27 protein-coding genes, 1 pseudogene and 1 riboswitch are annotated in these 26,710 nt (G+C 69.6%); of the genes and pseudogenes, 5 read left to right on the forward strand and 23 right to left on the reverse strand.

Translation table 11 applies throughout. From position 1 onward, the window contains the following. Positions 1-12: 12 nt before the first annotated feature. The gene (locus tag ABZ478_RS29570; RefSeq protein ID WP_359553931.1) at positions 13-1,098 is read right to left on the reverse strand and encodes a thiamine ABC transporter substrate-binding protein; all 1,086 of its coding nucleotides are present in this window, start codon (positions 1,096-1,098) and stop codon (positions 13-15) included. A gap of 80 nt (positions 1,099-1,178) precedes the next feature. Beyond that, positions 1,179-1,286, reverse strand: a riboswitch (TPP riboswitch). A 23-nt stretch (positions 1,287-1,309) separates the two neighbouring features. Continuing rightward, the gene (rlmN, locus tag ABZ478_RS29575; RefSeq protein ID WP_359553933.1) at positions 1,310-2,416 is read right to left on the reverse strand and encodes a 23S rRNA (adenine(2503)-C(2))-methyltransferase RlmN; all 1,107 of its coding nucleotides are present in this window, start codon (positions 2,414-2,416) and stop codon (positions 1,310-1,312) included. 414 nt (positions 2,417-2,830) lie between these two features. Between rlmN and ABZ478_RS29580 the strand changes: the two genes are divergently transcribed. Beyond that, positions 2,831-3,043 carry a hypothetical protein gene (locus ABZ478_RS29580; RefSeq protein WP_359553934.1) on the forward strand — a complete coding sequence of 71 codons (213 nt, stop codon included), beginning with the start codon at positions 2,831-2,833 and terminating at the stop codon, positions 3,041-3,043. Positions 3,044-3,503: 460 nt separating this feature from the next. Then, positions 3,504-4,175, forward strand: a complete 672-nt coding sequence (locus tag ABZ478_RS29585; protein WP_359553936.1) for a hypothetical protein — start codon at positions 3,504-3,506, stop codon at positions 4,173-4,175. 582 nt (positions 4,176-4,757) lie between these two features. Here ABZ478_RS29585 and ABZ478_RS29590 read toward each other — a convergent pair. Then, positions 4,758-5,339, reverse strand: a complete 582-nt coding sequence (locus ABZ478_RS29590) for a suppressor of fused domain protein (protein WP_359553938.1) — start codon at positions 5,337-5,339, stop codon at positions 4,758-4,760. 273 nt (positions 5,340-5,612) lie between these two features. Further along, positions 5,613-6,041 (reverse strand): hypothetical protein, encoded by a 429-nt coding sequence (locus tag ABZ478_RS29595; RefSeq protein WP_359553940.1) that lies wholly within the window; start codon positions 6,039-6,041, stop codon positions 5,613-5,615. Between the two features lie 969 nt (positions 6,042-7,010). Here ABZ478_RS29595 and ABZ478_RS29600 point away from each other — a divergent pair. Then, positions 7,011-7,946 (forward strand): hypothetical protein, encoded by a 936-nt coding sequence (locus tag ABZ478_RS29600; protein WP_359553941.1) that lies wholly within the window; start codon positions 7,011-7,013, stop codon positions 7,944-7,946. 104 nt (positions 7,947-8,050) lie between these two features. On the opposite strand, the gene ABZ478_RS29605 is transcribed toward ABZ478_RS29600, so the two are convergent. Both ABZ478_RS29605 and ABZ478_RS29610 read right to left on the reverse strand, forming a co-directional pair. After that, on the reverse strand, positions 8,051-9,148 hold the full coding sequence (locus ABZ478_RS29605; protein WP_359553943.1) for a PP2C family protein-serine/threonine phosphatase: 1,098 nt from the start codon (positions 9,146-9,148) through the stop codon (positions 8,051-8,053). Between the two features lie 185 nt (positions 9,149-9,333). Beyond that, positions 9,334-9,951 carry a LysE family translocator gene (locus ABZ478_RS29610; protein ID WP_359553945.1) on the reverse strand — a complete coding sequence of 206 codons (618 nt, stop codon included), beginning with the start codon at positions 9,949-9,951 and terminating at the stop codon, positions 9,334-9,336. Positions 9,952-10,074: 123 nt separating this feature from the next. Here ABZ478_RS29610 and ABZ478_RS29615 point away from each other — a divergent pair, with 123 nt between their 5' ends. After that, positions 10,075-10,728 (forward strand): YceI family protein, encoded by a 654-nt coding sequence (locus ABZ478_RS29615; protein WP_359553947.1) that lies wholly within the window; start codon positions 10,075-10,077, stop codon positions 10,726-10,728. A 72-nt stretch (positions 10,729-10,800) separates the two neighbouring features. On the opposite strand, the gene ABZ478_RS29620 is transcribed toward ABZ478_RS29615, so the two are convergent. The 5 genes from ABZ478_RS29620 to rpsB form a co-directional block, all read right to left on the reverse strand. Further along, positions 10,801-11,904, reverse strand: a complete 1,104-nt coding sequence (locus ABZ478_RS29620; protein WP_359553949.1) for a phosphatidate cytidylyltransferase — start codon at positions 11,902-11,904, stop codon at positions 10,801-10,803. Further along, positions 11,904-12,461, reverse strand: coding sequence for a ribosome recycling factor (gene frr, locus ABZ478_RS29625; protein ID WP_359553950.1), 558 nt, complete (start codon positions 12,459-12,461; stop codon positions 11,904-11,906). The genes ABZ478_RS29620 and frr overlap by 1 nt, the downstream gene beginning before the upstream one ends. A gap of 183 nt (positions 12,462-12,644) precedes the next feature. Then, positions 12,645-13,403: a UMP kinase gene (gene pyrH / locus ABZ478_RS29630; protein WP_359553952.1), complete on the reverse strand. Its 759-nt coding sequence runs from the start codon at positions 13,401-13,403 to the stop codon at positions 12,645-12,647. Between the two features lie 192 nt (positions 13,404-13,595). Beyond that, a complete protein-coding gene (gene tsf, locus ABZ478_RS29635) occupies positions 13,596-14,432 on the reverse strand; it encodes a translation elongation factor Ts (RefSeq protein ID WP_359553954.1) in 837 nt (278 codons plus the stop codon). A 173-nt stretch (positions 14,433-14,605) separates the two neighbouring features. Continuing rightward, on the reverse strand, positions 14,606-15,535 hold the full coding sequence (gene rpsB / locus ABZ478_RS29640; RefSeq protein ID WP_359553955.1) for a 30S ribosomal protein S2: 930 nt from the start codon (positions 15,533-15,535) through the stop codon (positions 14,606-14,608). A 363-nt stretch (positions 15,536-15,898) separates the two neighbouring features. Here rpsB and ABZ478_RS29645 point away from each other — a divergent pair, with 363 nt between their 5' ends. Beyond that, positions 15,899-16,399, forward strand: a complete 501-nt coding sequence (locus ABZ478_RS29645; RefSeq protein ID WP_359553956.1) for a M23 family metallopeptidase — start codon at positions 15,899-15,901, stop codon at positions 16,397-16,399. Between the two features lie 335 nt (positions 16,400-16,734). Here the strand turns inward: ABZ478_RS29645 and ABZ478_RS29650 are convergent, their stop codons facing one another. The 12 genes and pseudogenes from ABZ478_RS29650 to rplS all read right to left on the reverse strand — a co-directional run bounded on the left by ABZ478_RS29650 (position 16,735) and on the right by rplS (position 26,677). Beyond that, positions 16,735-17,292, reverse strand: a complete 558-nt coding sequence (locus ABZ478_RS29650) for a helix-turn-helix domain-containing protein (RefSeq protein ID WP_359554002.1) — start codon at positions 17,290-17,292, stop codon at positions 16,735-16,737. Between the two features lie 65 nt (positions 17,293-17,357). Beyond that, positions 17,358-18,200 carry an RNA polymerase sigma factor WhiG gene (gene whiG / locus ABZ478_RS29655; RefSeq protein WP_359553958.1) on the reverse strand — a complete coding sequence of 281 codons (843 nt, stop codon included), beginning with the start codon at positions 18,198-18,200 and terminating at the stop codon, positions 17,358-17,360. Positions 18,201-18,559: 359 nt separating this feature from the next. Beyond that, entirely contained in the window at positions 18,560-19,720 is a 1,161-nt protein-coding gene (gene dprA / locus ABZ478_RS29660) for a DNA-processing protein DprA (protein ID WP_359553959.1), read from the reverse strand. Beyond that, positions 19,717-21,336, reverse strand: coding sequence for a YifB family Mg chelatase-like AAA ATPase (locus tag ABZ478_RS29665; RefSeq protein WP_359553961.1), 1,620 nt, complete (start codon positions 21,334-21,336; stop codon positions 19,717-19,719). The genes dprA and ABZ478_RS29665 overlap by 4 nt, the downstream gene beginning before the upstream one ends. Before the next feature lies 1 nt (position 21,337). Further along, positions 21,338-21,733, reverse strand: a complete 396-nt coding sequence (locus ABZ478_RS29670; RefSeq protein ID WP_359553962.1) for a YraN family protein — start codon at positions 21,731-21,733, stop codon at positions 21,338-21,340. An 85-nt stretch (positions 21,734-21,818) separates the two neighbouring features. Then, positions 21,819-22,127, reverse strand: coding sequence for a DUF2469 domain-containing protein (locus ABZ478_RS29675; RefSeq protein ID WP_003965949.1), 309 nt, complete (start codon positions 22,125-22,127; stop codon positions 21,819-21,821). A gap of 56 nt (positions 22,128-22,183) precedes the next feature. Next, positions 22,184-22,708 (reverse strand): NUDIX hydrolase, encoded by a 525-nt coding sequence (locus ABZ478_RS29680; RefSeq protein ID WP_359553964.1) that lies wholly within the window; start codon positions 22,706-22,708, stop codon positions 22,184-22,186. Beyond that, the gene (gene lepB, locus ABZ478_RS29685) at positions 22,698-23,474 is read right to left on the reverse strand and encodes a signal peptidase I (RefSeq protein ID WP_359553965.1); all 777 of its coding nucleotides are present in this window, start codon (positions 23,472-23,474) and stop codon (positions 22,698-22,700) included. The genes ABZ478_RS29680 and lepB (ABZ478_RS29685) overlap by 11 nt, the downstream gene beginning before the upstream one ends. A 111-nt stretch (positions 23,475-23,585) precedes the next feature. Further along, a complete protein-coding gene (lepB, locus tag ABZ478_RS29690) occupies positions 23,586-24,599 on the reverse strand; it encodes a signal peptidase I (RefSeq protein WP_359553967.1) in 1,014 nt (337 codons plus the stop codon). Further along, positions 24,490-25,584, reverse strand: a pseudogene (lepB, locus tag ABZ478_RS29695) (signal peptidase I); the annotation flags it as partial. The gene lepB (ABZ478_RS29690) and the pseudogene lepB (ABZ478_RS29695), both read right to left, overlap by 110 nt. Continuing rightward, on the reverse strand, positions 25,577-26,281 hold the full coding sequence (lepB, locus tag ABZ478_RS29700) for a signal peptidase I (protein ID WP_359553968.1): 705 nt from the start codon (positions 26,279-26,281) through the stop codon (positions 25,577-25,579). The pseudogene lepB (ABZ478_RS29695) and the gene lepB (ABZ478_RS29700), both read right to left, overlap by 8 nt. A gap of 45 nt (positions 26,282-26,326) precedes the next feature. Next, the gene (gene rplS / locus ABZ478_RS29705) at positions 26,327-26,677 is read right to left on the reverse strand and encodes a 50S ribosomal protein L19 (protein ID WP_199212174.1); all 351 of its coding nucleotides are present in this window, start codon (positions 26,675-26,677) and stop codon (positions 26,327-26,329) included. Between the last annotated feature and the right edge of the window lie 33 nt (positions 26,678-26,710).

The raw sequence follows: 26,710 nt of genomic DNA on the forward strand, positions 1-26,710 counted from the left end.
CCTCGCGGGCCGTCACCTCAGTACGAGCGACGTCCACGACTTGACCCAGCTGTCACGGTTGGCGGCGATGGTGCCGGGGGCCATGGTCTCGGGGTCCTTGGCCTGCGGCCCGTACTTCGCGAAGTCCGGCGGCACCGCCGCGCCCTCGCGCACCGGGTAGACGAACATGTTGAGCGGCATGTCCTCCTGGAACTCCTTGGTGAGCAGGAAGTCCAGGAACGCCTTGCCTCCCTTGGTGTTCTTCGCGTTGCTCAGCAGGCCCGCGTACTCGGTCTGCCGGAAGCAGGTGCCCTGGGACACCCCGGTGGGGGCGGTGCTGGGCCGCTTCTTCGCGTAGATGACCTCGGCGGGCGGCGAGGAGGCGTACGACACCACCAGCGGCCGGTCGCCGCCGGCCTTCTTGCCCTCCGACGACCCGGAGAACTCCTGGTAGTAGGCCTGCTCCCAGCCGTCGACGACCTTGACGCCGTTGGCCTTGAGCTTCTTCCAGTAGTCCTGCCAGTCGTCGTTACCGAACTTGGCGGCGCTGCCCAGCAGGAAGCCGAGGCCCGGCGAGGAGGTGGCCGCGTTCTCGGTGACGAGGAGGTTCTTGTACGCCGGCTTGGCCAGGTCGGCGAAGGACTGCGGCGGGGTGAGCCTGTGCTCGCTGAACCAGGCCTTGTCGTAGTTGACGCAGATGTCGCCGGTGTCGACGGGCGTGACGCGGTGCTTGTCCTGGTCGACGCGGTACTGGGGCAGCACCTGGTCGGACCCCTTCGGCTGGTAGGACTGGAACAGCCCGTTGTCCAGGGCGCGGGAGAGCAGCGTGTTGTCGACGCCGAAGAAGACGTCGCCCTGCGGGTTGTCCTTGGTCAGCAGCGCCTTGTTGACCGCCTGCCCGGCGTCGCCGCTCTTGAGGACCTTGACCTTGTATCCGGACTTCTTCTCGAAGTCCTTCATGACGCTCTTCGAGACGAGCCAGGAGTCGTGGCTGACGAGGGTCACGGTTTCGGAGTCCGCGGCGGAGCCCTTGGCGTCGCCCGACCCGCACCCGGTCAGCACGGGCAGGGCGACGAGACCGAGCCCGGCGGCCACGGCCACGAGGGTCTTGTTGTGCACTGGATGTCCTCCTGGGGTTGGCCAGGAAGAGACGCGGCCCTGCCCGGGCTCCACGAGGGAGCCCGGGCAGGGCGCAACAGCTTGAGTGGTGACCGAACTTCCTACCCAGAATGACCTGGGCGAGGTTCAGAGGGTCTGCGGCCCGGTTGCCGCACTCTCAGCGCTGTGGCGCTCCCCTGTCGGAATATGCAGATGTGTTGACGTGGCCAGATTATCGCTCGGTCGCCGCGAGCTGACCACAGGCCCCGTCGATCTCCTGCCCCCGGGTGTCCCGGATCGTGACCGGTACACCATGGGCCGCGATGGCCTCCACGAACGCCTTCTCGTCCTCGGGCCGCGAGGCGGTCCACTTGGAGCCCGGCGTCGGGTTCAGCGGGATGAGGTTGACGTGCACGGGCTTGCCCCTGAGCAGCCGGCCGAGCCGGTCACCGCGCCAGGCCTGGTCGTTGATGTCCCGGATCAGCGCGTACTCGATGGACAGCCGGCGCCCGGACTTCGCGGAGTACTCGAACCCGGCGTCCAGCACCTCGCGCACCTTCCACCGCGTGTTCACGGGGACGAGGGTGTCGCGCAGTTCGTCGTCGGGCGCGTGCAGGGAGATCGCGAGCCGGCACTTGAAGCCCTCGTCGGAGAACCGGTGGATGGCCGGGACCAGCCCGACCGTCGACACGGTGATGCCGCGCTGCGACAGCCCGAGCCCGTCGGGAGCGGGGTCGGTCAGCGCCCGGACGGCACCCACGACCCGCTTGTAGTTGGCGAGCGGCTCGCCCATGCCCATGAAGACGATGTTGGACAGCCGCGCGGGCCCGCCCGGCACCTCTCCGTCCCGCAGCGCCCGCATCCCGTCCACGATCTGGTGCACGATCTCCGCGGTGGACAGGTTCCGGTCGAGACCGGCCTGCCCGGTCGCGCAGAACGGGCAGTTCATCCCGCACCCGGCCTGCGAGCTGATGCACATGGTGACCCGGTCCGGGTACCGCATCAGCACGGATTCCACGAGCGTGCCGTCGAACAGCCGCCACAGCGTCTTGCGGGTCGTCCCCTCGTCGGTCGACAGATGCCGCACGACGGTCATCAGCTCGGGCAGCAGCGCTTCGCGCAGTCTGCCGCGCGCGGCGGCGGGGATGTCGGTCCACTCCGCCGGGTCGTGCGCGTACCGCGCGAAGTAGTGCTGCGACAGCTGCTTGGCACGGAACGGCTTCTCACCCATCTCGGCCACGGCGTCCTTGCGCTCGGCGGGCGTGAGATCGGCGAGATGCCGCGGCGGCTTCTTGGCTCCGCGGGGGGCGACGAAAGTGAGTTCTCCGGGCTTAGGCATGGCTGTACCAGTGTCGCAGATCCAAAAGGGTGACCTGCGGCTGCCGGTCGCTACGACTGTCATTAGTAGGCGTCACCGGTCGCCACTGAGCGGCCTCGGACGGCCCAGGGACGGCCCAGCGGGTGGGGCCGTGCGCCCTGGTTGAGCTGCCCCTGTCTCTCGTTCCGGTCCACTCACGCGCAGCAGATCGTCCATGGCGCTACGTGCAGCCACCACGAAAGTGTCGATGCAGTCATGCAGGCCGGAGTGGACCTCGAACCACGAATCGACGGGCGTCTCCTCGCCTGGCCCACTACGACTTCCGTCCTCCCGCCAACGCCGCAGCGTTCGGAGTGTGGGAGGCAGCCGGGACAGGCACAACATCACCTCATCCGCCAGTTGCGCTACCGCCTCAGGCCCCTCCAGTTGCACCTTATGTACCGAACCTCCGGCCGCTCTGACTGCGGTGTCGAGCTCTGCGGCTCGGGCATCAATGTCGCCGACTGGCTCCCACCGGGAGCGCATGATCATGTCGCCAAGCTTGTCCCCATCGTGGTTGACGGCATGAGCATCAGCCAGGAACTGCTGATACACCTGTCGACGGTGATCGATCTGGAGCTCTCGTATCTGTCGACGCTCTTCGGCTAGTAGTAGTCGCGCCTGCTGCTGTTCAGCGGACAGGAGCTGTAGCCGTTGCTGCTCCGAGAGGGCTGCATCTTTGCGCCGTTCCGACCGGAATGTAACTGCTGCGGTCAACCCGCCGCCTGCGAGTGTCCCTAGGACGCTTACGGCCGCCACAAGTAGAGAGTCCGCCATGGCCCCATGCTGCCAGCCCCCACGTTCGCACCACCCCTTCGATGCGAACTACGGACGGGGAGGTCGCTGAGTTATCCGTCCCAGTCAAGGGGATGCTGCCGGCCCTGGGCGGTCACCCATTGTTGTCACGGTTGCTGTGCTTCTGTGCTGTACCGCTCCGGCTCGATTTGAATCCCACCGCAACGGCAAGCGCGAGAGTGAGCGGTTCGCTGTCGGCCCAGGCGCTAATCGTGCCGCCCAAATGGAGCAACACAGCAGACCGACGTCTCGGGTATCAGTAGAGAGTAGAAGTATGAACGGCACGGATGAGAGGGCGACGGGGGCTCGAAGAGCGCGATTCGACAGTGTTCACAAGTGGGCTGCCACGCTAGCCGCTGTTGTTGCACTTGCTTTTTCTATTTATAACCTCGCTGAACTCCAACGGAAGCCCAGAACCGATCTGACGCTTCCTCACCTGGTGCGCATTGGGCTGAGAGATGACGGAATCGCGTTCGAGATTCAGCCTACGGTGTCCACCAGGTTCAAGGCCCAGGACGTCGAGGTGATTCGTGATGCACGTCTGCAAATGAGTCCCGTCGGCTCGATTTCGTCTTTAAGGAAGCCGATTTTCTACTGGCGCGAAATCGGAAAATACGTGCTCGATCCCGCTTCAGACCAGCTCAACTATCAGTGGTCCAGCGATCCCGCCCCATTCATTGTCAGCCAGGACAAGCCTCAGCAGCCCACACTCAATTTCTGGGCCGACAACTGGACCCTCCAACCCGGCCGGTACGAGGGATCGCTTCGGTTGAACCGGGCGGGAAATGGCAGTCCTTTGACAAAGGACTTCTGCCTGATTGTTTCAAAGAAGGCTGCCGATGAATTCCACGGTGCAGACCAGAAGCAGATCTTCTTTTTCCGCGATGACCTTCCCAAGTTCCACTCCTCTAGCACTCCTGGCTGCTACCGGAGGGAAACGGATTAGGAGCTCTTGTCAGTCAGTAGTTCTCCTGGCCTACTAGGGGCGCCTTGCCTTCAGTCCCAGGATGCGAACTACAGGCCCGGGGGTTCACGGGGTATGGGTGCGGCACGAGCCCTCGTGATCGACGGAGCGACTTTGGCCGGGAGTTTCAATGACCGAGTCAAGGCGATCGGCGCCGCCCACGGAGGATGACGCCCGGACGAGGTGAAGGCTTTGAAGTTTGGCCTCATCCTTATCAGGCCGATCACGGGGGGCTGCCAACGTCGGCCACCCGCCCGTGCGCCTCGCTCGGTCATCCCCTGGCGTCCGGCCTCGGCCGCCGCTGTTCGTGCTTTTTGGTGTCAGCCGCTGATGTCAGCTGCCGCAAGCGGTCTTGACGAACATCATGTTCCCGTCCTTCAGGAAGACGGGTGAACAGCTAGTTCGGCTCCGACTAGAAGCCGAAGAAATGAAGGGCCAGGTCTCTGACCTGCGGCCACGTAATCGATCAACGCTGCGACCTGCGACTTAGCTGTCAGTGGTTGTCAGCGTTGGTCGTCGTTGAGCGCCCTCTGACGGCCCCGAGACGGCCCCACTTACCCTTGCTTAGACGACTGCGGGCCTGCGCGGATCAATGGGATTGATCTCGGCTTCGTCGAAGAGTTGCTCCAAGGCTTCGGTTCCACGCTTTCTGCGGAACGCGATCTCGGATGCGGTAACCGGTAGCAGCCAGAGCAAGCGGGCGTGTCCGTCTGGCAGGGCACACCGTTCAAGGTCGGGCCCATGCAGGTAGGGCAGGCTGACAAGCAGATGCTCGCAGGTCGATCCAGGCGTCCAGGGTTCCCCCATCGGCAGGCTGTGGCCCAGCTCAAGACGGTGAGGTTGCGGCCCACCGCAGTGGTAGAAGGCCGTCATCGCGAGAACGTCCGCGAACCGCGGATCGCTGATCGGCGCCGTCATGATGAACTCCGTGCCGTGTCCCTGATGGTGGGCCCGTGCCCAGCATCCGACTGTGACGTAGGTCCAATGGTTGCCACGTGGTCCCGGACCTATCTCAAGGATCCGCAGGTCACGGACCATGCCGCGACGCCCGTCGCCTAGGTCGTAATGCGCCGTCCTCACCGAGTGTCCGGCGAAGAACTGGCGCACGTGTCGATCAAGTGCTTCGGCGGCCCCATCCGTCGTCATACCGGGGATCATGTCAGGCGCCGAATAAGGTCGAGGGGGCGGTTCGACGTGAGGTCGGCAGAGTCTCAATGACCGAGCCAAGCGACGGGCGCCGGCCGACGGTGCGCACGGCGCCCGTACCGGGCCCAGACTTTGCGGTCTGGCCTCATCCTTATCAGGTCGATCACAAGGGACCGAGGACATCCATCAACCGGCTTCCTGCCTTGAGCGATCGTCCGCTGAGGTCCGGCGCCGATCGCCACTGTTCGCGGTTGTTGGTGTCTGCCGCTGGTGTCAGCCAATCGACTCCCTCCCGAGGAACCGCAAAGCCTCCCCGCGGACGCCAGCGTCCTCGTCGGCTGTGAGTGCTTCGAGTTGCTGCACGAACTGGTCCAGCCGGCCATCGGCGATCATCCAGCTTTGATGGTTGAACACCTCGCCGTCGAGCTGGTCAGCAGTCCACCACGCCTCAGCCCGTGACAGCGCCGCAAGAACCGTGCGCAGACCAACAAGATCCCGTCGTTGCAGCAGTGCCTCCGCCGTTTCTTGCGTGACTCCAGTGTCGTGAAGATCCAACAGAAGCCGTTCAAGGACCGGCGCGACTTCTTCCTGGCCTGCAATCGCCGCAAGCTGCCTGCCTGCGGCAGCTCTGCAAGACCATGACTCCGACTCGGCGTCGCGGAGCGCTGCCATCAATCCGCCTGCCCTTTGCTCCTGGCTCACGCAGCCATGTTGCCTTCCCCTGCGCCGCGTGCCTACTTCGTCTCCAAGGTCGACTCTGGTTGGTGCCGGGCCAGCGTCCCCCAGCCTCAACACCCCCAGCTCCCATCCCGTCCGCCGTCGACCCACACACCGTGGAGCGGGCGTGGTTCATGGCGTCCAGGTGGAGCGCGCCACTGTACGAACGACCTGGACGCCATGGGCCGCGTCTGCTCGGCTTTGCCTGGGTCGATGACGGACGGGATGGGAGCTCCCCGCGCCCACCACTATGGGCCCGCAGTCGGCGACGGTGCCCCCGACGCTCATAGTCCGCGATCTGTCGGGGTACGGGCCTGCTGGTTGCACCTCGGATAAGCCGCTTGTTCTCCCGATCCACCAAGAAAGGGCCGTTCCCACCGAGTGTGGCCGCTGGCCGGCGGGGCGACCGATGTCCCGTCGCGCGCACCAGTAGAACACCCACCCGAAAGACACGGGCTCAACCCTGGAGATCGCAAGGTCCAGGTGTTGGTATATCGCTCTTTCGACCCGTGCGAGCTCCGCCGCAACGAGCCCTCGTGCTTCCTCTTCAGTGAGCATCTGCCCAGCGTCTCAGAGGGCGGAGTGTGTGATGCCGTCGAGCCAGGAGCGCAAGCGGAAGGCAGTCGACCGCGTGTTCCTGCCCGCGCAGCCGGGCACGCGCGAGGAGTGACCTCTTCTTACGCGGCAGCGGTTCAACTGGCGGAGCGTCCGGACGGGCCTCCGTGGTTGTTGTGGGCCTTCCTGGTCGTGTGGGCGCTCTGCGCAGTGTTCATCCTCTTCAAGCTGCGCCAGAACGGCTGGAAGTTCCCCCGGCGGCGCTGAGGGGGCCCGACCGCCTGAAGGTGCGGCTGGGCGAGTCGCGGTCGTGCGGCCGGGGGGCCGCTTCTCGTGTCGCCCTCATCGACCCCACTGGCGTCCGCTACGCTCTCTTCGCCCACAAAGATCCTGATCCCGATGGAAGGCAGGACGGCGGAGATCAATCGAGAGCGCCTCGTCAGGACACTGACGTTCTGGCTGCGGCCCGCGTTCGCGTTGCGGGTCATCAACCGGTTCCAGAAGATCGTGGGTTTCGACCGCTCGATGGCCCTCGCGTCCAGCGCCCTGACAGCGCTGGTCCCGGTCTCCATCCTCCTCGGCGCCGTCTTCGGGCAGTACGACGCCGCCGAGCGGATCATCCAGCGCTACCACCTCACCGGCGCGGGCGCCGATGCGGTCAGGTCACTGTTCTCTCCCGCCGAAGGGACCAGCGCGAGTGTGGGCATCTTCGGCGTCGCGTTTCTGGCGATCTCGATGCTGAGTTTCACGCGAGCGGCGCAGCGGCTCTTCGAGCAGGCATGGGAACTCAGGCCCCTCAGTGTGCGGAACACGCGCAAAGGTCTGTGGTGGATCCTGTCGCTCGGTGGCTACGCGGCGGTCATCACGTTGCTCTCCGCGCTCCTCGGCGGGCACGGGCCGGGTCTGGTCGCCCTGGTGTGCGAGGTACCGGTGACCGCCGTGTTCCTCGTCTGGACCGGCCGGCTCCTGTCGGCGAATCGGATCGGCTGGACGGACCTGATTCCCTTCGCCGTCACCGGCGCCGCCCTGACCGCGGCGTATTCGGTGGGCGCGGCCGTCTACATGCCGCATCTCTTCAACTCCTCCGCCGCACGCTACGGCGTGGTCGGTGCGGTCTTCGCGATGATCTCCGCCCTGTTCACGGTCATGCTCGCCCTGGTCGCATCGGCGGCACTGGGACGGGAAGTACACGACGAACTCGGCCGGATCCGCGCGGGTCACCGCCCGTCCGACCGTGAGGTCCGCCGGCAGTGGGACAAGGTGGTCGAGCAGACGCGGTCGCAGTGGCGCACGGTTCGGGGCCAGGTCTCTCACCGTCAGGGCTCGGACCAGTGACGGTCACGCCGTGGCGCGCCGGCCCGGCGGCGTCTCCGGCGTCATCGGCCGCGCCGAGGCGGACCGGGCCATGGGCGGGACGCGCGGTCGGGCACCCGCGTGTTTCACGGGGTGTGGCCGAAGCCGCTCGAGTGGATGACGCGGCCGTGACGGCGGTGTCCGTGGCGGTGCAGGGCGACGAGGGCGGCGTCGTCGTTGAGGCGTCCGCGGGTGTGGGCGAGCAGATCGCGGTGGATGTGGTGGAGCAGCGATTCGGGGCCGCTCTTGTTCCACTGGGCGACCCGCGTCTCCAGGGGGTAGAAGCGGCCGTCGCGGTCACGGGCCTCGATGACGCCGTCGGTGTAGAGCAGGAGGGTGTCGCCGGGCTCGAAGGAGGCCGCGTCGATGGCGTACGCCTCCGGGCCCGTTTCCGTGGTCCCCAGGGGTGGTGCGGGGTGCAGGCCGGGGACCGTGAGGGCGCTGTTCGGACTGAGCAGCAGCGGAGGCGGGTGCCCGCAACTGATCATCCGGATGATGTGCTCGTCGTCGGGGAGTTCCAGCAGCAGCATGGTCGCGAACCGCTCACCGGCCTCCGCGGTCGGCTCGAAGTCGGCCAGGTAACGGGTGACGCTGTGGTCCAGCGTCGTGGCCAGGTCGGGGAGGGTGGCGTGCCGGTGGGCGGCCTCGCGGAAGGCTCCGAGGAGCAGAGCGGCCTCGCCGATCGCGGACAGCCCCTTGCCGCGGACGTCCCCGATCATGAGGCGCACGCCGCCGGTAATGCGGGTGGCCGCGTACAGGTCGCCGCCGATCTTCGCCTCGTCCTCGGCGGCCAGGTACAGGCAGGCGATCTGCAGGGACCCCATGCGCTCCGGCAGCGGCCACAGCAGGCCGTGCTGCGCGGCCTCGGCGACCGACCGCACCTGGGCGAGCTGGCGCTGGCGCCGCTCGCGCATCAGGCAGAAGACCACGCTCAGGGCCGAGAGCACCGCGAGGGCGAGGATCTGGACCAGTACGTTGCGTGAGAAGAGCACGCCGAAGTGCCAGCCGATGTACGCCTGTGCCGCCACCGCCAGGGTGCCGATCACGCCCGTGAGCCATGCGCCCGTGAACGAGGCGGTGATCGCGGGGGCGATCACGAGCAGCGGGCCGAGATGGATGTCCTCCGGCACCAGTTGGTCGACCGCCGTGATCACCACGATGAGGGCGATCGGAATGAGCAGCAACGCGTGACTCGACCGCCGTAGCTGCCACATACCGGCTGAGCTGTCCTCAGCTTTCACATCTTCCACATTGCCACCGTCGGGGACACCCGACGAGCAGACGCCACGTCGCCCGGGGCACCCGCGCCGGCCCAGGGTGACGGCGCCGCCGACGGCTGCACTCCGGCTGCGGCCACGGCCACGAAGCGTCAGGGCTGCGTCGCCGCGACCTTGATGCCGAAGCCGATCAGGACGACGCCGGTGACCCGGTCCATGGCCCGCCGCACGGCGGGCCTCTCGAAGAAGGCGCGGGCCCTGGCCAGCAGCAGTACGTACCCGCCGAGCCAGGCGAGGGTGAGCACGGCGTGCAGGACGACGAGGAGCGCCATACCGGTGTGCGGTGACATGCCGGGAGGCGCGAGGGTGGGGAGCAGACCCGTGTAGAACACGGCGATCTTCGGGTTGAAGACGTTGCTCACGAAGCCCGTCCGCCACGGGTTTCCCTTCGGGGCGGGCCCGGGCGTCGCGGCACTCATGCGACCGCGCCGGCTGCGAAGCAACGTCTGCACGCCGAGGAAGGCCAGGTACGCGGCGCCGGCCAGCTTGACCACCGTGTAGGCGGCGGCGGACGCGGCCAGTACCGCTGCCAGCCCGGCCACGGTGAGCACGCCCCAGGTGAGCAGGCCGGCGGTGATGCCCCCGACCGTGCGCAGCCCGTCCCGCCAGCCGCAGGCCACGGCCCGCTTCGTCACGACGGCCATGTCCGGGCCGGGAACGACGGTCAGGACAGCGAGGACACCGACCGCGGCGACCAGTTGTACGAGCACGCGCCCATCCTCGCACCCGCCCGGTCCAGGCCCCTCCCCACCTGTGAAGTTCTGCGGGTGAACGGTCGGGTTTCCTGGTCGGGTCTTGCCGGGCGGGGGCACGCTGCCGTAGCAAGGTGCTCCATGAACCTTTTCGGCCGCAGCCCCTTCCAGCGGCGTCTGGAGGCGCCCGCCTCTCCCGCCGCGCACAGCGCCTCGGCGCCCGGTGCCACCGCCGTCCTGCCCGATCCCGGTCTGGCGTCCCTCACCGGGGAGTGGGCGATCGACCCCGCGCACAGCAGGATCGGGTTCTCCGTGCGGCACGCGATGGTGACCACGGTGCGCGGTGCCTTCACGGAGTACGAGAGCCGGCTCTACTTCGACGCCGGTGACCCGGCCCGCTCCCGGGCCGACATCGTGATGTACACGGCGAGCGTGGACACCGGGGTGGAGCAGCGCGACGCCCATCTGGTGGGCCGCGAGTTCCTGGACGCGGCGACGTACCCGCGGATGACCTTCACGAGCAACGCCGTGCGGCTCGCCGGTGAGGACGTCTACCGGATGACCGGCGACCTCACCATCAAGAACGTCAGCCGCCCCGTCGACCTGGAGCTCACCTACATCGGCCATGTGACGGACCCGTTCGGCTACGAGCGGGTCGGCTTCGACGGCACCACGACCATCAACCGGTGCGACTGGGGTCTGACCTACAACGCCAGGCTCGCCCAGGGTGGAGCCATGGTGAGCGAGAAGGTCCGCCTCCAGTTCGACATCGCCGCCATCCGCACCACGCCCTGAGTCCGGCGCCCACGACGACGGGCCCCACCCTGGCCACAGGGTGGGGCCCGTTCTCCGTGCGCTCCGGGCGGCTCAGGCCGAGCCGACGAACAGCACCAGCAGGAGCCAGACCACCGGCGCCGTCGGCAGCAGCGAGTCCAGCCGGTCCATGATGCCGCCGTGACCGGGGAGCAGGGTGCCCATGTCCTTGATGCCCAGGTCGCGCTTGATCATGGATTCGCCGAGGTCCCCGAGGGTGGCGCTGGCGGCGACGGCGAGACCGAGGAGGAGTCCCTGCCACCAGCGGCCGTCGTCGATCAGGAACTGCATGCACAGTGCGCCCGCGACCATGGCGAACGCCACCGCGCCCAGCAGGCCCTCGCGGGTCTTGCCGGGGCTGATGCGCGGGGCGAGCTTGTTCTTGCCGAAGCGCCAGCCGACGGCGTACGCGCCGGTGTCGCTGACGACGGTGAGGAGCAGGAAGGTCAGCACCCGCCAGGGGCCGTCGTCGGCGGTGAGCATCATCGCGACGAACGTGGCGAGGAACGGCACGTAGAACGCCGCGAAGACACCGGCGGTGACGTCCTTGAGGTAGCCCTCCGGCGGTTCCGTCATGCGCCAGACCAGGACCGCGAGCGCGGTCAGAGCCATCGCGACCCACGCGCCCTCGGCGCCCCGGACGTACCCGGCGACCACCATCGCCGCACCGCCCACCGCGAGCGGCACCAGCGGCGCCCCGATGTCCTTGCGCTCCCGCAGCCTGCTGGTCAGTTCCCACAGCCCGACGACCACCGCGACCGCGACGACACCCACGAAGACGGCCTTGACGACGAACAGGGACGCGATGATCACGACACCGAGCCCGACCCCGACACCTATGGCGGCGCTCAGGTCGCGGCCCGCGCTCTTCTTCTGCGGCGCGGGCGCCGGCTGCGGGGCGTCGGGCATGGGCTCCGGATTCTGCGTCTCGTTGCGGAACAAGGGGCCGCTCAGCCGAGCGGCCCCCCGGTCGTCGTCCTGGTCTCCGCCATGCGCGGGTACGTCGGGCACGATGGGCATGGGGCGAGTCTGCTGCGCCTCAGGCGCATCGTACGCGGGACCCGCCGGGGCAGCCCGGTGGGCGGGCCCACCCTCGGTGGGCCCCCAGTAGCCGGTCTGCCCCGCCGTCGGCGGCGCCCCCCAGGAAGAGTGGCTCATCAGACTTCGAGCAGCTCCGCTTCCTTGTGTTTCAGCAGCTCGTCCACCTGAGCGACGTACTTCGAGGTGGTGTCGTCGAGCTCTTTCTCCGCACGACGGCCCTCGTCCTCACCGACCTCGCCGTCCTTGATCAGCTTGTCGATGGCGTCCTTGGCCTTGCGGCGCACCGAGCGGATCGACACCCGGGCGTCCTCCGCCTTGGCCTTGGCGACCTTGATGTAGTCGCGGCGGCGCTCCTCGGTGAGCTCGGGGAACACCACGCGGATGATGTTGCCGTCGTTGCTCGGGTTGACGCCCAGGTCGGAGTCCCGGATCGCCTGCTCGATGTTGCGCAGCGCGCTCTTGTCGAACGGGGTCACGACCGCCATGCGCGGCTCCGGCACGGAGAACGAAGCCAGCTGGTTGATCGGCGTCGGCGCGCCGTAGTAGTCGGCCACGATCTTGTTGAACATCGCCGGGTGCGCACGGCCGGTGCGGATCGCGGCGAAGTCCTCCTTGGCGACCACGACGGCCTTCTCCATCTTCTCCTCGGCCTCGAGGAGGGTCTCTTCGATCACCACTTGCTCCTGCGTGTCTTGAGTAAGGCCCGGCTGCGGTTCCTCTGTCGGGCGGCGGCCGGCTGCGTCGCGTCTTCTTCCTGCACGGTTCCCGACCGGCAGGACATTGTCCATCCCCCGGCCTGGGTGCGTCCCGTCCGTCCCCCGGACAGGTGTCACACCCCGGGCGCCGGGGTGTGCCGGTCAGTCCCGGCTGCCCTGGTCATCCACCAGCGTGCCGATCTTCTCACCCTTGACGGCCCGTGCGATATTGCCCTCGGCGAGCAGCTCGAACACGAGGATCGGCAGGCTGTTGTCGCGGCACAGGGTGACGGCGGTGGCATCGGCGACCTTGAGGTCCCGGGTGATGACCTCGCCGTAGCCGAGGGCGTCGAACTTGACGGCGTCGGGGTTGGTCTTGGGGTCGGAGTCGTAGACGCCGTCCACGCCGTTCTTGCCCATGAGCAGCGCCTCGGCGTCGATCTCCAGGGCGCGCTGGGCGGCGGTGGTGTCGGTGGAGAAGTACGGCATGCCCATTCCGGCGCCGAAGATGACCACGCGGCCCTTCTCCAGGTGGCGCACGGCGCGCAGCGGGATGTACGGCTCGGCGACCTGGCCCATGGTGATGGCGGTCTGCACCCGGCTGTCGATGCCCTCCTTCTCCAGGAAGTCCTGGAGGGCGAGGCAGTTCATGACGGTGCCGAGCATGCCCATGTAGTCGGAGCGGGCGCGGTCCATGCCGCGCTGCTGGAGTTCGGCGCCGCGGAAGAAGTTGCCGCCGCCGATGACGACCGCGATCTCGGCGCCGTCCCGGACGACGGCCGCGATCTCGCGGGCGATCTTGTGCACCACGTCCGGGTCCACGCCCAGGCCCCCGCCACCGGAGAAGGCCTCTCCGGACAGCTTCAGCAGAAACCGGCCGCGTACTTTGCCGTCGTCGCTCTTCTGGGCCTTGGTGGTCATGGAGATCCCGCCTCTTTCACGTGTTGCACATACGAAGAAGGCCATTGCCGGTTGGGGTCGCTTTTCGCTCCCATGCGCGGCAATGGCCTCCTCGTCAGATCTGCTGCCGTCCGCCACGTGCCCGGGTGTGGCGGTGTGCGCGGACGACTGCTGTCGACCCTATAGGGGTCGCGCGTCGATCGCGGTACGGACTCAGATGCCGACCTTGATGCGCGAGAAGCGCTTCAGGGTGACACCGGCCTCGTCCAGTACCTTCTGGACCGACTTCTTGTTGTCCAGCGCGTACGGCTGGCCGAGCAGCGTGGCGTCCTTGAAGAAGCCGTTGACGCGACCCTCGACGATCTTGGCGATCGCGGCCTCGGGCTTGCCCTCGGCGCGGGTGGTCTCCTCGGCGATGCGACGCTCGGACTCGACGACCTCGGCCGGCACGTCCTCCTTGGCGAGGTACTTCGGCGCGAAGGCGGCGATGTGCTGGGCGATGCCCTTGGCGACCTCGGCGTTCGGCTTGTCCAGCTCGACCAGGACACCGATCTGCGGGGGCAGGTCGGGCATGGTGCGGTGCATGTACGCGGTGACGTAACCGTCGGAGAACTGCGCGAAGCGGTCCAGGACGATCTTCTCGCCGAGGTTGGCGTTGGCCTCGTCCACGAACGCCTGGACGGTCTTGCCGGCCTCGATCTCGGAGGCGAGCAGGGCCTCGATGTCGGCCGGGGAGGTCTTCGCGACGTGCTCGGCGATGGTCCGGGCCGCGGCCTGGAACTTGTCGCCCTTGGCCACGAAGTCCGTCTCGCACTTCAGCTCGACGATGACGCCGGAGGAGTTGTCGTCGGCGATGATGGAGACCACGGCGCCGTTCTCGGCGGAGCGGCCCTCACGCTTGGCGACGCCCTTCTGGCCCTTGATGCGCAGCGCCTCGACGGCCTTGTCGACGTTGCCCTCGGCCTCGTCCAGCGCCTTCTTGCAGTCCATCATGCCGGCGCCGGTCAGCTCACGGAGCTTCTTGACGTCGGCGGCGGTGTAGTTCGCCATGAGTCTGTGAGTCTTTCTCGAAGTCTTCGGAGAACGGAGATGAGCACGGTCCGCGTCCACTTGTAGCCGTGGACCACGGACGGCGTGCCGACCTACGGGTGAACAGTGGGGGCGGACTCACCCGCGCCGGAGGCGCTGCGGTTTCCGTACCGCCCCCACTGTCGCCACTGACGTCAGGCCTGCTCGCCCTCGGCGGCCGGGGCGGCCTCGGCGGCGGGAGCCTCGGCCGGCTTCTCGGCCTCGGCCTCGGCCTCGGCGGCGGGGGCCTCGGCGGCGGGAGCCTCGGCGGGCTTCTCGGCCTCGGCGGCCGGAGCGGCCTCGTCGGCCTTCTTCTCACCCTCGAGCAGGTCGCGCTCCCACTCGGCGAGCGGCTCGCCCGCGGCCTTCTCGCCCTTGTCGCCGGTGGCGACACGGGAGCGGGAGATGAGGCCCTCGGCGACCGCGTCGGCGATCACACGGGTGAGCAGGGTGACGGAGCGGATCGCGTCGTCGTTGCCCGGGATCTTGTAGTCGACCTCGTCGGGGTCGCAGTTGGTGTCGAGGATCGCGACGACCGGGATGTTCAGCTTCCGGGCCTCACCAACCGCGATGTGCTCCTTCTTGGTGTCCACGATCCAGACGGCGCTGGGCACCTTCTGCATCTCGCGGATACCGCCGAGGGTCTTCTCCAGCTTGGCCTTCTCGCGGGAGAGGACCAGCAGCTCCTTCTTGGTGAGGCCGGAGGCGGCCACGTCCTCGAAGTCGATCTGCTCGAGCTCCTTCAGGCGCTGCAGGCGCTTGTAGACGGTCGAGAAGTTGGTGAGCATGCCGCCCAGCCAGCGCTGGTTGACGTAGGGCATGCCGACGCGGGTGGCCTGCTCCGCGATGGCCTCCTGCGCCTGCTTCTTCGTGCCGACGAACATGACCGTGCCGCCGTGGGCGACGGTCTCCTTGACGAACTCGTAGGCGCGGTCGATGTACGACAGCGACTGGAGCAGGTCGATGATGTAGATGCCGTTGCGCTCGGTGAAGATGAAGCGCTTCATCTTCGGGTTCCAGCGACGGGTCTGGTGACCGAAGTGGACGCCGCTCTCCAGCAGCTCCCGCATCGTGACGACGGCCATGGCCGTATCTCCTTGAATTTCTCGGTTGTGCCGCGACAGCCGGTCGGCCGTCGCGCCTGACGCCCGCGTTGCGCCGGTGCCACGAGGGACCGAGGGGCGCTGATACGGACCGTCCGACGGAAGCCGTCCGACGAGACCCGTACCGGGGCGTGCGAAGTCGACCCGGTGACCCGGATCGCCAGAGAAAGTGTACGGGACCGCCGGGGCACCGGGTGACGCCGCTGTCCACAACCGCGGGGTGGTCCACAGATCCCGGCCGTGATCGCGGGGGTGCGGGAGGGTTTCGGCATGCGACGAGTGATGCGGCATTCGGGTGGGTGGGCGGGCTTGGTGCTCGGTCTCGCGGCGCTCGTGCCTACCCCCATGGCCTCCGCGGACACCCCGGCCCCCGCGCCCTCACCACCCTCGCGGGCACCGGTCCCGGCCATCGCCCGCGCCTGGCCGGTGGGGGTCCGGCCGGTGGTGGTACGGGGCTGGGAGCCACCGGCGACGGTGTACGGCCCCGGGCACCGGGGTGTGGACCTGGGTGCGCCGGCCGGTGCCCCGGTACGGGCGGTGGCACCCGGCCGGGTGTCCTTCGCCGGGCGGGTGGCGGGGCGTGGTGTGGTGTCGGTGGCGCTGACGGGGACGGATCTGCGCACGACGTACGAGCCGGTGGCCCCGTCGGTGCGGAAGGGCGACGAGGTGGACGCCGGTGACGTGGTCGGCACGGTGGAGGCCACCGCCCAGCACTGCCCCGCCACCTGTGTCCACTGGGGCCTGCTGACCGGCGAGACCTACCTGAACCCGCTGACACTGCTCCCACCGTGGCTCCTGCGCGGGGGTCCCTCCCGGCTGCTCCCGGTACTGAACGTCCGGGCTTAGCGGCGGGGCAGCGAGCCGCTGAGCCGCGGGCATCGGCGCGCCACGGTCGGCGCCCACCCGGCAGCGGCCGACGCACCGGCGCAACCACGGACATCCGGCGACGTACGGCGTAACCGCGGGCACCCGAGCCCGCACAGCCACGGGCATGTGTGCCGCCTGGGGCGGCACGGGTGGGCGCAGCGGCACCCCGCAAGCGCGGGCGAGCGCGACGCCTCCGGCCCGGGTCGGCACGGGGCGCCCTGAGAGCGCGGCGTACTACCGCACCCACCAGCGGCAGGGCACCACCCCGGAAGCAAGGGGCAACCCAAAATCCCGCCCAGCCCCGCTGGCAGCACTCAGCCCTGGACCCCCCGCAGGGCCATCCGCACAGCGGTGTCCGTGATCCTGGCCGGCTCCTCCGCCGCACCCAGTTCGATCCGCCGCACGGCCGCGTCCACGACCCCCTGCAACAGCATCGCCGCCAGCCGGGGCTGCTCGTGCCCCATCTCCGCCAGCGCCTCGACGACCATCGCGACCAGCCCTCCGTGAGCCGCGCGGATCTTCTCGCGCGCCCCCGCGTCCAGCTCACTCGCCGAGATCGCCACCACGGCCCGGTGCCGCCGGTCCCCGACCAGCGCCAGCTGCTGCCGCACGTACGCCTCGACCTTGGCCTCGGGCGTCGCCGCGCGCTCCATCGCCGCCGCGACCTCCGCCGCCCAGACGGGGAAGTCGACCTCGCACAGTTCCTCGACCACAGCGGCGCGCGAGCGGAAGTACTCGTACACGGACGACCGCGCCAGGCCCGTCCGTTCGGCCAGCGCGGGGAAGGTCAGCGCGTCGGTCCCGCCGTCGGACAGCAGGGACCGAGCCGCGTCCAGCAGGGCGGCTCGCTGCATCGACCGGTGCTCGGCCACGGAGGCCGCTCGAATCCTTGGCACGTCGACCACTTTACGGACGCGTCCCCGCGAACGGGAGCGACTCAGCGTCCGAAGCTCGCAAGCTTCGCCCTCAATTGCAGCACCGACTTGGTGTGGATCTGGCTGACCCGGCTCTCGGTGACCCCGAGCACATTGCCGATCTCGGCGAGGGTGAGCCCCTCGTAGTAGTAGAGCGTGACGACGGTCTTCTCCCGCTCGGGCAGGGTGTTGATCGCGCGCGCGAGGAACCGGCGCAGTTCCCGGTCCTCGGCGACCTCCACCGGGTTGTCGGCGGCGGTGTCCTCGAGCGTGTCCATGAGGCTGAGCCGGTCGCCGCCCTCACCGCCGACGTGCAGCAGGTCCTCCAGCGCGACCACGTTGGCCAGCGACAACTGGCTGAACACGGCGTGCAGCTCGTCCACCTCCATGTCCAGCTCGGCGGCGACCTCGCCCTCCGTCGGGGTCCGCCGCAGCCGCGCCTCCAGGGTGGCGTAGGCCCGTTCGACGTTGCGCGCCTTCTGCCGGACGGACCGGGGGATCCAGTCCAGCGCCCGCAGCTCGTCGATCATGGCGCCCCGGATCCGGGTGATCGCGTACGTCTCGAACTTGATCTCCCGGTCGATGTCGAACTTCTCGATGGCGTCGATCAGTCCGAACACACCCGAGGAGACGAAGTCGGCCTGCTCCACGTTGGGCGGCAGACCGACGCTGACCCGGCCCGCGACGTACTTGACCAGCGGCGAGTAGTGCAGGATCAGTTGCTCCCGCAGCCGGTCGTCCCCCGTCGCCTTGTACGACCGCCACAGTTCGTCGAGCGTCGAGGGAGCGGGCGGCCGCACGCTGCCACCGTCGCGGGCGGCCGGTGTGACCGCCGCCCGGTCGGAGCCGGAGGTGTGCTGGGGCATTCGTCGCCTTGTGCCGTTCTGCCGTGAAGTGCCGTGATCTGCCGTGAAGTGCTGCGGGGTGGCGCGAGCCGGGGTGGTGGGCGGAAGCGGTGCTCGGTGGGTCACCACGGGCCGAGTGGGGCACCCGGGTGAGCTGTCGGTCTGGTGTCGAGTCGGCGCGGTCTGCGCCCGGACTTCGTGAGCGTAGCGTGACTGCGGAGTCGCGGTGTGCGAACAACGAGGCACCACCCCTGCGCGGAGCTTCTCCACCGGCACGACCACCGCAGTCGGCAGCTTGCTCTGCGTGACCACCCGGATGCGCCAACTCCGGGAATTACCAAGGGCTTAGGGCGTTCCCCCGGACGGCCGAACACGCTGGGTCAGCACGGAGCCGGGCCGCCCCGGGCCGAGATCAGCGCCTGGCGTGTCAACTTCCAGCCGTCGCCGTGTCTTTCGACGTAGCCAAGTGCTCGGAGTTCGTACAGTCTCGCGATCGCGTCGTCCGGGGTGGTCCGCGCGCCGCGCGCGATCTCCCCGGCGCCTGCCGGGCGGTTGCCCGGCAGGGCGGCGAGGACGGCCCGCGCGGCCGGTTCCAGCAGGTCACGTGGGAGGACGGGGCCGCGCCTGGGCGGAGCCAGCTCACCCATGTCACCGACCAGTTCGATGACGTCCGCGGCATCGGTGACCAGCGTGGCCCCGCCGCGCAGCAGTTCGTGCACCCCGGCGGAGAGAGAGCTGGTGACCGGTCCGGGGACCCCCATCGTGAATCTGCCGAGCCGCTCGGCGGCCCGCGCGGTGACCAGCGAGCCGCTGCGACACGCCGCCTCCACGACGACGGTGCCCCGGGTGAGCGCCGCGATCACCCGGTTCCGCTGGATGAACCGGCTCGGCGTCGGATGCTCACCGGGCGGCAGCTCGCCCACCACCAGTCCCTGCTCCGCGATCCGGTTGATCAGCGCGGTGTGACCGCGCGGATAGGGCCGGTCGACGCCGCAGGCCAGCACGGCGACGGTAGCCCCGCCGGCGGCCAGGGCACCCCGGTGGGCGGCTCCGTCGATGCCGTAGGCCCCGCCGGACACGACCACCCATCCCCGTTCGGCCAGCCCGGCGGCGAGGGTGGCCGCCACATGCGTCCCGTACTCGGTGCAGGCGCGTGCCCCGACCACGGCTACGGAGCCGAGCGCCCATACCCGCGGACTGGGCGTGCCGCGCACCCACAGCCCGATGGGCCTTGCGTCGCCCAGGTCGTCGATCCGGCCCGGCCACTCGGTGTCGCCCGGGCACACGAACCGCACACCGGCGTTCCGCGCCTCCTCGAGGTCCCGCTCCGGCTCGGCCCGCCCGGCCCGCGCCACCAGCCCGTCCCACCGTTTCCCGCTCACCCCCGGCAGCCGCCGCCCGCCGTCGCGCAGCCGCCGGACCACTTCCGCCACCCCGAACTCCCGCAGCCACCGTCCTCCGGCCTCGTCCCCCGGCTCGATGACCCGGGCGAGGAAGACCCGTCCCAGCCGCTCCTCCTCCGCGTCGGTCCCCGCGGTCATGTCAGGGCCCCGAGGGCCATGGGCACGCCCCGTGGGATTCCGGTGCGCAGTTGCAGCGCGAGGCAGACGTCGCCGGCGTCCGGGCGGTCGTGGCCGACGAGGTCCGCGACCGTCCAGGCGACGCGCAGCACCCGGTCGATGCCGCGGGCCGTGAGCACGCCCCGCTCGAGGCTCCGCTCGGCCTCGTCCATCGCGCCGGCGCCGGCGTGGAAGCGGCTGCGCAGCTCTCTGCCGGGCACCTCGCTGTTGGTGCCCCAGGGCGTTCCGGCGAGGCGGGCCGCGGCCCGCTCCCGGGCCGCGCGGACCCGGTCGGCGACGGCCGCCGAGGACTCGCCCCGGGCCCCGGGTTCGGTGAGCTGGGCACGGGTGACCGGGTCGGCCTCGACCCGTAGGTCGACCCGGTCCAGCAGCGGGCCGGACAGCCGGGCCTGGTACCGGCGGATCGCCGACGGCGGGCAGTCGCACAGGGAGTCCCGCTGCGAGAACCGCCCGCACGGGCAGGGGTTGGCCGCCAGCACCATCAGGAACCGGGCGGGGAACCGGACCACTCCCGCGCTGCGGGCGATCACCACGTGCCCGGACTCCAGCGGCTGCCGCAGGGCGTCCAGGGTCTGGCCGTGGAACTCGGGCGCCTCGTCCAGGAACAGCACCCCTCGGTGGGCCAGGGACACGGCGCCCGGCCGCGCCACGCCCGGGCCGCCGCCGACGAGGGACTGCATCGTGGCCGAGTGGTGCGGGGCGCAGTAGGGCGCGACCTCGACGAGGGGCTTGCCCGGGGGCAGCAGTCCGGCCACCGAGTGGACCGCCGTGACCTCCAGCGACTCCTGCCGGGTGAGCGGGGGCAGCACGGCGGGCAGCCGCTCGGCGAGCATGGTCTTGCCGGCGCCCGGCGGCCCCTCGAGGAACAGGTGGTGCCCGCCGGCGGCGGCCACCTCGACGGCCGTGCGCGCCGAGGTCTGGCCCACGACGTCGGCCAGGTCGTGGTCGGGCTGCGGGGCGCCGCCGCCGTGCATGCCGGTGGCCGCCCCGGTGCCGGGCACGCGCAGCCCGGCCAGCAGGGGGTCCGGGCGCCCCTGTCCGTCAGGGTCCTCCTCGGGCACGGGCTCGTCGGTGAGGACGGCGATGAGCTGCCGCAGGCTGCGCACGCCGAGCACGGACACCCCGGGGACCAGCGAGGCCTCGGCGGCGGCGCTCTCGGGCACGACCACCTGTTCGTACCCCGCGTCGGCGGCGGCGAGGACGGCGGGCAGGATGCCCCGTACCGGCCGCACCCGCCCGTCCAGTCCCAGCTCGCCGATCATCACGATCTCGGCGAGGACCCGTGGGTCGATCCGGGCGGCGGCGCCGAGCACCGCGCAGGCGACGGCCAGGTCGAAGCCGGAGCCGGCCTTGGGCACGGACGCCGGGCTCAGTCCGACGGTGAGCTTCTTCTGCGGCCATTCGCCGCCCGAGTTCACGACCGCCGCCCGGACCCGGTCCCGGCTCTCCGTCAGGCTCTTGTCCGGGAGGCCGACCAGGGTGAAGGCCGCCACCCCGGGTTCCAGGTCGGCCTGCACCTCGACGACCACGCCCTCGACGCCGACAAGGGCGACGGAGCACGTACGGGCGAATCCCATCTCAGACCACCCCGCGCACGTGCTCGACGGCCGGGGCTCCCCGGCGGGGCAGCAGCACGCCGACGATGTCGATGCGGACGCCGCCCGGCGGGGCTCCGCCATGGGCCTGGATCCAGCGTTCGGCCAGGCCGTGCAGGCGTCGCGCCTTCTCGGGCGAGACGGCGGCCATCGGATGCTGGAAGCCGCCGGCCCTGCGGGTCTTCACCTCGCAGACGACCAGCGTGTTCCCGTCCCGGGCCACGATGTCGATCTCGCCGGAACGACCGCAGCGCCAGTTGCGCCGCAGGATGGTCATCCCCGCCTCGGTCAGCCGCCGTGCGGCCAGATCCTCGCCGTACCTGCCGAGTCCACTGCGTGCCCTGCTCATGTCGGCACCACCTCCGGCACCCACGGTCACGCAGCATGCGAACAGAAGTGGATCTTGGTGGGCTACTCGCCGGTTGTGGACAACCCCGTCACCCGTAGGACGGAATCCGGGGCCGTCAGCCGCCCGGGAGCTCGAGGTCGCTCTTGTTCAGTTCCTCGATGTTCACGTCCTTGAAGGTCAGGACGCGCACCTGCTTCACGAACCGGGCCGGCCGGTACATGTCCCAGACCCAGGCGTCCGCCATCGACACCTCGAAGAACACCTCGCCCTGGACCGAGTGGACCTGCATCTCGTAGTCGTTGGTGAGGTAGAACCGCCGCTCGGTCTCGATCACGTATTTGAACAGACCGACGACATCTCGATACTCCCGGTAGAGCTTCAGCTCCATCTCGGTCTCGTACTTCTCGAGGTCCTCGGCGCTCATGGCATGTTCCCCTTCAGCCGTGCGATCCCCCCATTGTGCGCCAGTCCGACGAGCCCTCAGACGATTTCCGTGTCCAGAGTCACGGGCCTGGCGGGGGGACCTTCGTCGAGCAGCGTGCGCAGCAGCCCGGCGAGTCTGGTCGGATACACCGTCTCATGTGCCCGGGTCAGTTCCTGGCACGTCCACCAGCGCGCTCCGGCGACACTGCGCCGCTCCAGTTCGGTCAGGCCCTGGGCCGCGACGTCCGTCCGGCTCGTGCGGGCCAGGTAGTACCACTCGTCCTGGTCCCAGCGCCGGCCCGCGAACGGGAAGGAGCAGCGCCTGCGCCACAGCACCGGACCGAGGACGACGTCGGTGATGCCGGTCTCCTCGGCGAGTTCCCTCAGCGCGGCCTCTTCGCGCGTCTCGTCGCCCTCCAGACCGCCACCTGGGGTGAACCACCAGTCGTCGGCCGGATCGTCCGGCTCATGACCGTGCAGCAGCAGGATGCGGTCCTCGGGGTCGAGCAGGACCACCCGGGCCACCCTGCGCAGTCCGCCCTCGTAGGTGTCCTCGCCCGGCCGCGTGGTCTCAGCGGGCACCGGCGGGCCCCGGGCGGTTGCGCCCGCGGCCGAGCCGCTTGGCGATCGAGCCGCACACGCCGCCGCCGAGGACCAGGACGGCGCCGCCGACGATCATCAGCTCGATGGTCCGGAGCGGGCCCGGCTGGGAGAGGGCGCCCAGCGCCTCGAATCCGGTGGGGCGCTCGAGCATGCCGTTCATGGGCCAGACGACGGAGTCGACGCGCGCGGAGACGGCGCCGCGCGCCACCGTGCCCTGGGCGGCGTCGGTGAGGTGGGCGGTGGAGTCCAGGGAGCCCTGGCGTTCGTCGCCGAGGAGGAACAGCCGGCCCTTGGGGACGGTGATGGTCGGGATGTCCTTGATCTCGGCCGGGCTGCCCGCGGGCAGGTAGGGCTCGTCGATCTTCTTGCCGTTGACGGTGAGCTTGCCGTCGGTGCAGCAGGAGACGGTGTCGCCGCCGACCGCGACGACCCGCTTGACCACGTTGGCGTTGGTGACCCAGCTCTTGTCGCGGAAGACGACCACGTCGCCGCGCCGCACCTCGGTGCCGTCGACGCGCTGGGCCAGCACCCGGTCACCGGCGTCGATGGTCGGTGCCATCGAACTGGTCGGCACGGTGTACGGACGGTAGACCACCGCTCCCCAGGCGAAGCCGCCGAGGAACAGCACCAGACCCAGCGCCATGGCCACCCCGGAAAGCCGCTCCCCGAGCCGGCCACCGCCGGCCCGTGCCGTGCCTGTGCCCGCGGTGCGCGGGGCCGTACGCGTCGTGCTCTCGCCGCTCATGGACCCGCACCCTACCTGCCGGTACCGAACGGGGGCAGCCCCTCTTTCAGGACCCTGGGAACAGCTTTCCCGGAGCTTCACAGAGGGGCCCCACGCGCACGGCCGGCAGGCTCAGCGCTTTCCGGCGGCCGCCGTGGCCTGGACGCCGGTCCGCAGCCGGTCCGCCTGCCCGCGCCGCCAGACCGCCACCGGCAGCACGGCCGCCAGCGCCACGCCCTGCGGCGCCACGGTCAGGGAAGCGGCCGCGGAGGACTGCTGACCGAGGCCGGGCTGGTCGAAGGTGTCCGGCACCGGCAGCGTGCCCCAGCGGTTGATGGGCCAGGCGCGCACGATGGCGCGGCCGACGACCTTGTCGACGGGAACCATGCCGTGGTGGCTGTCGGACTGGTTGTAGCGGGAGTCACGGGAGTTCTGGCGGTGGTCGCCCATCACCCAGATGTACCCCTGGGGGACCTTCACCTTGAACTGGCCGCCCTGGTCGTCCAGGCTGCACGGCGTGTTGCCGGGGTAGACGTACGGCTCGTTCAGCGCCTTGCCGTTGACCGTCAGCGGGCCGGTCTTGTTGCACTCGACCGTGTCGCCACCGACCCCGATCACCCGCTTGATCAGGTCTTTCTCCTCGGCGGACGGCATCAGGCCGATCCAGCTCAGGACCTTCTGCACCGGGTTCGGGTTGGGCGCCGGCTCACCCGCCAGCCAGTTGTCCGGGTCGTGGAAGACGACGACCTCGCCGCGCTCGGGCTCGGAGCCGAACCACGGGGTGAGCTTGTCGACCAGGACGCGGTCACCCTGCTGGAGGGTGTTCTGCATCGAGTCCGAGGGGATCGAGAACGCCTGCACCAGGAACGTCTTGATCAGCAGCGCCAGGACCAGCGCGATGCCGATCAGGATCGGCAGCTCCTTCCAGAAGGAGCGCGGCTTCTTCGGCCGGTTCGCCGTCCCGTCCGTACCCTCGCCGTCGCTCTGGTGCCGGTGCTCCTCCGGCCCGCCGTCGTCGGACGCCGAGAAGTCGGAGTTCCCGGACGTCACGGCGCCGTTCGGAGCGGGGGCGTTCGACTCCACGGGGTGCCCGCGGTGCTCCTCGCCGTCGTGTCCCGACCGTGCGCCAACCGCCACATCCCCCACGCCAACTCCTTACTCTCTGCCGCCGCCTGCGCCATCCACGGTGCAGGCCCACCACTCCCATAACGAGCGGGAGTTCCGCAGGGGTCGGGAGGCGGGTCGTTCCGTTCGGATCGCCGGAGGCAACCCTATGCGACAGCGGAGGGGACGCGGTCGACCCCGACACGGAGTCGGCAACGCTTGCAAAGGTTTTAGGTTCGTCGAGGCTGGTCCAGTGGCCGACGGGCCAGCCGATCACCATGGCCCGGCCCACCACCGAGTCCTCGGAGACCGTGCCGCCGTACGGCGTGTTCTGGTGCGCGCGGGAGTCGGCGGAGTTGTCGCGGTGGTCGCCCATCACCCACAGGCGTCCCTGCGGCACGGTGATGTCGAAGGGGGTGACGGAGGGGGCGCTGCCCGGATTCAGATAGCCGGTCTCGCTCAGCGGACTTCCGTTGACGGTGACCCGGCCCTGCGCGTCACAGCACTTGACGTGGTCCCCGCCGACCCCGATGACCCGCTTGATCAGGTCCTTCTCGTTGTCGGAGGGCAGCAGGCCGATGAAGGTGAGGCCTTCCTTGAACTGCTTGACGACCACCGGGTCGTCCTTCTTCTGGGTGGTCTGCTCGTCGGCCAGCCAGCCGCCCGGGTCGTGGAAGACGACGACGTCCCCGCGCTGCGGCTCGGAGCCGAACCACGGAGTGAGCTTGTCGACCAGGACACGGTCGCCGATCCGGATCGTCTGCTCCATGGAGCCGGACGGGATCACGAACGCCTGCACGAGGAACGTCTTCAGGACAAGGGCTATGAGCACCGCGACACCGACCAGAAGGGGGATCTCCCGAACGGCTGACCGCCTGCGCTTGCGCTTCACCTTGCGCTGGAGCTGGCGCCGCTCCGCGCGCGTGCGGCCACCGCCCGTTCCGGAGCCGGTGCGGCGGGTCCCGGTGGGCAGCAGGCTCTCGGCGGCGCCGGCCGGCGCTCCGCGCGGCTTGCCCCGGTTACCCATGCGCGTCCTCCGCGGAGGTGGCCGCGGGCACGCGCGCGTAGGCCGACGGCCGCGTCAGGTGCCGCCAGTGACCGTACGGCCAGGCGACCCAGTCGGCCCGGCCGATGACGTCGTCCACCGGGATCATGCCGCCGCCGGGCGAGCCCAGGTGGTCGCGGGAGTCGCTGGAGCGACTGCGGTGGTCCCCGAGGACGAACAGGCGGTCCGCGGGCACGACGACGTCGAAGGGGACGCTGGACGGGCTGTCCCCGGGATGGAGGAACGCCGTCTCGTCGACCGGCCGGCCGTTCACCTCGAGCCTCCCCTCCTTGTCGCAGCAGACCACATGGTCTTCCCCTACCCCTACAACGCGCTTGATGTAGTCGGCGTCCCCGAAATACCCGGTTCCGTCGAAGACAACCACGTCACCGCGGAGCGGCTGGGCACCGAAACGGTACGCCAACTTATTTACGAGGACGCGGTCACCGATCCTCAATCCCTGTTCCATGGATCCGCTCGGGATCTGGAACGGCCGCGCCACGAAGGCGTTGAGGAGAAGCAGGAACGCCAGGCAGACGAAGAGGGTGAGGGTGATCCGGCCGCCCGGCAGCCATGCGGCGATCCGCGACACCAACGCGAAACGCGACCGTCCCTCCGTCCCCGTGGTACCGGGTCGGGAGGAGCGGTCGCGTCGCGTCGGCTGTGCTTCGGTGTCCATCGGAGCCAGATGCTATCCGCCCCGATGCGACCGAAGGAAAAGCGCTCAGTTCTCGCGCTTCTCCTTGATCTTCGCGGCCTTGCCGCGCAGCTCACGGAGGTAGTACAGCTTGGCGCGGCGCACGTCACCACGGGTGACCAGCTCGATCTTCTCGACGATCGGGGTGTGCACCGGGAAGGTGCGCTCGACGCCGACGGAGAACGAGACCTTGCGGACCGTGAAGGTCTCGCGGACACCGGAGCCCTGGCGACGGATCACAACGCCCTTGAACTGCTGCACACGGGAGCGGTTGCCCTCGATGACGCGGACGTGGACGTTGACGGTGTCACCCGGGCGGAAGGCGGGGACGTCGCTGCGCAGCGACGCGGCGTCGACGGTGTCGAGCAGGTGAGACATTTCGTCTGCTTTCTTCGCTGATGCCACAGGTCA

The organism is Streptomyces sp. NPDC005706, from assembly GCF_040631045.1.
Taxonomy (GTDB): Bacteria; Actinomycetota; Actinomycetes; order Streptomycetales; family Streptomycetaceae; genus Streptomyces.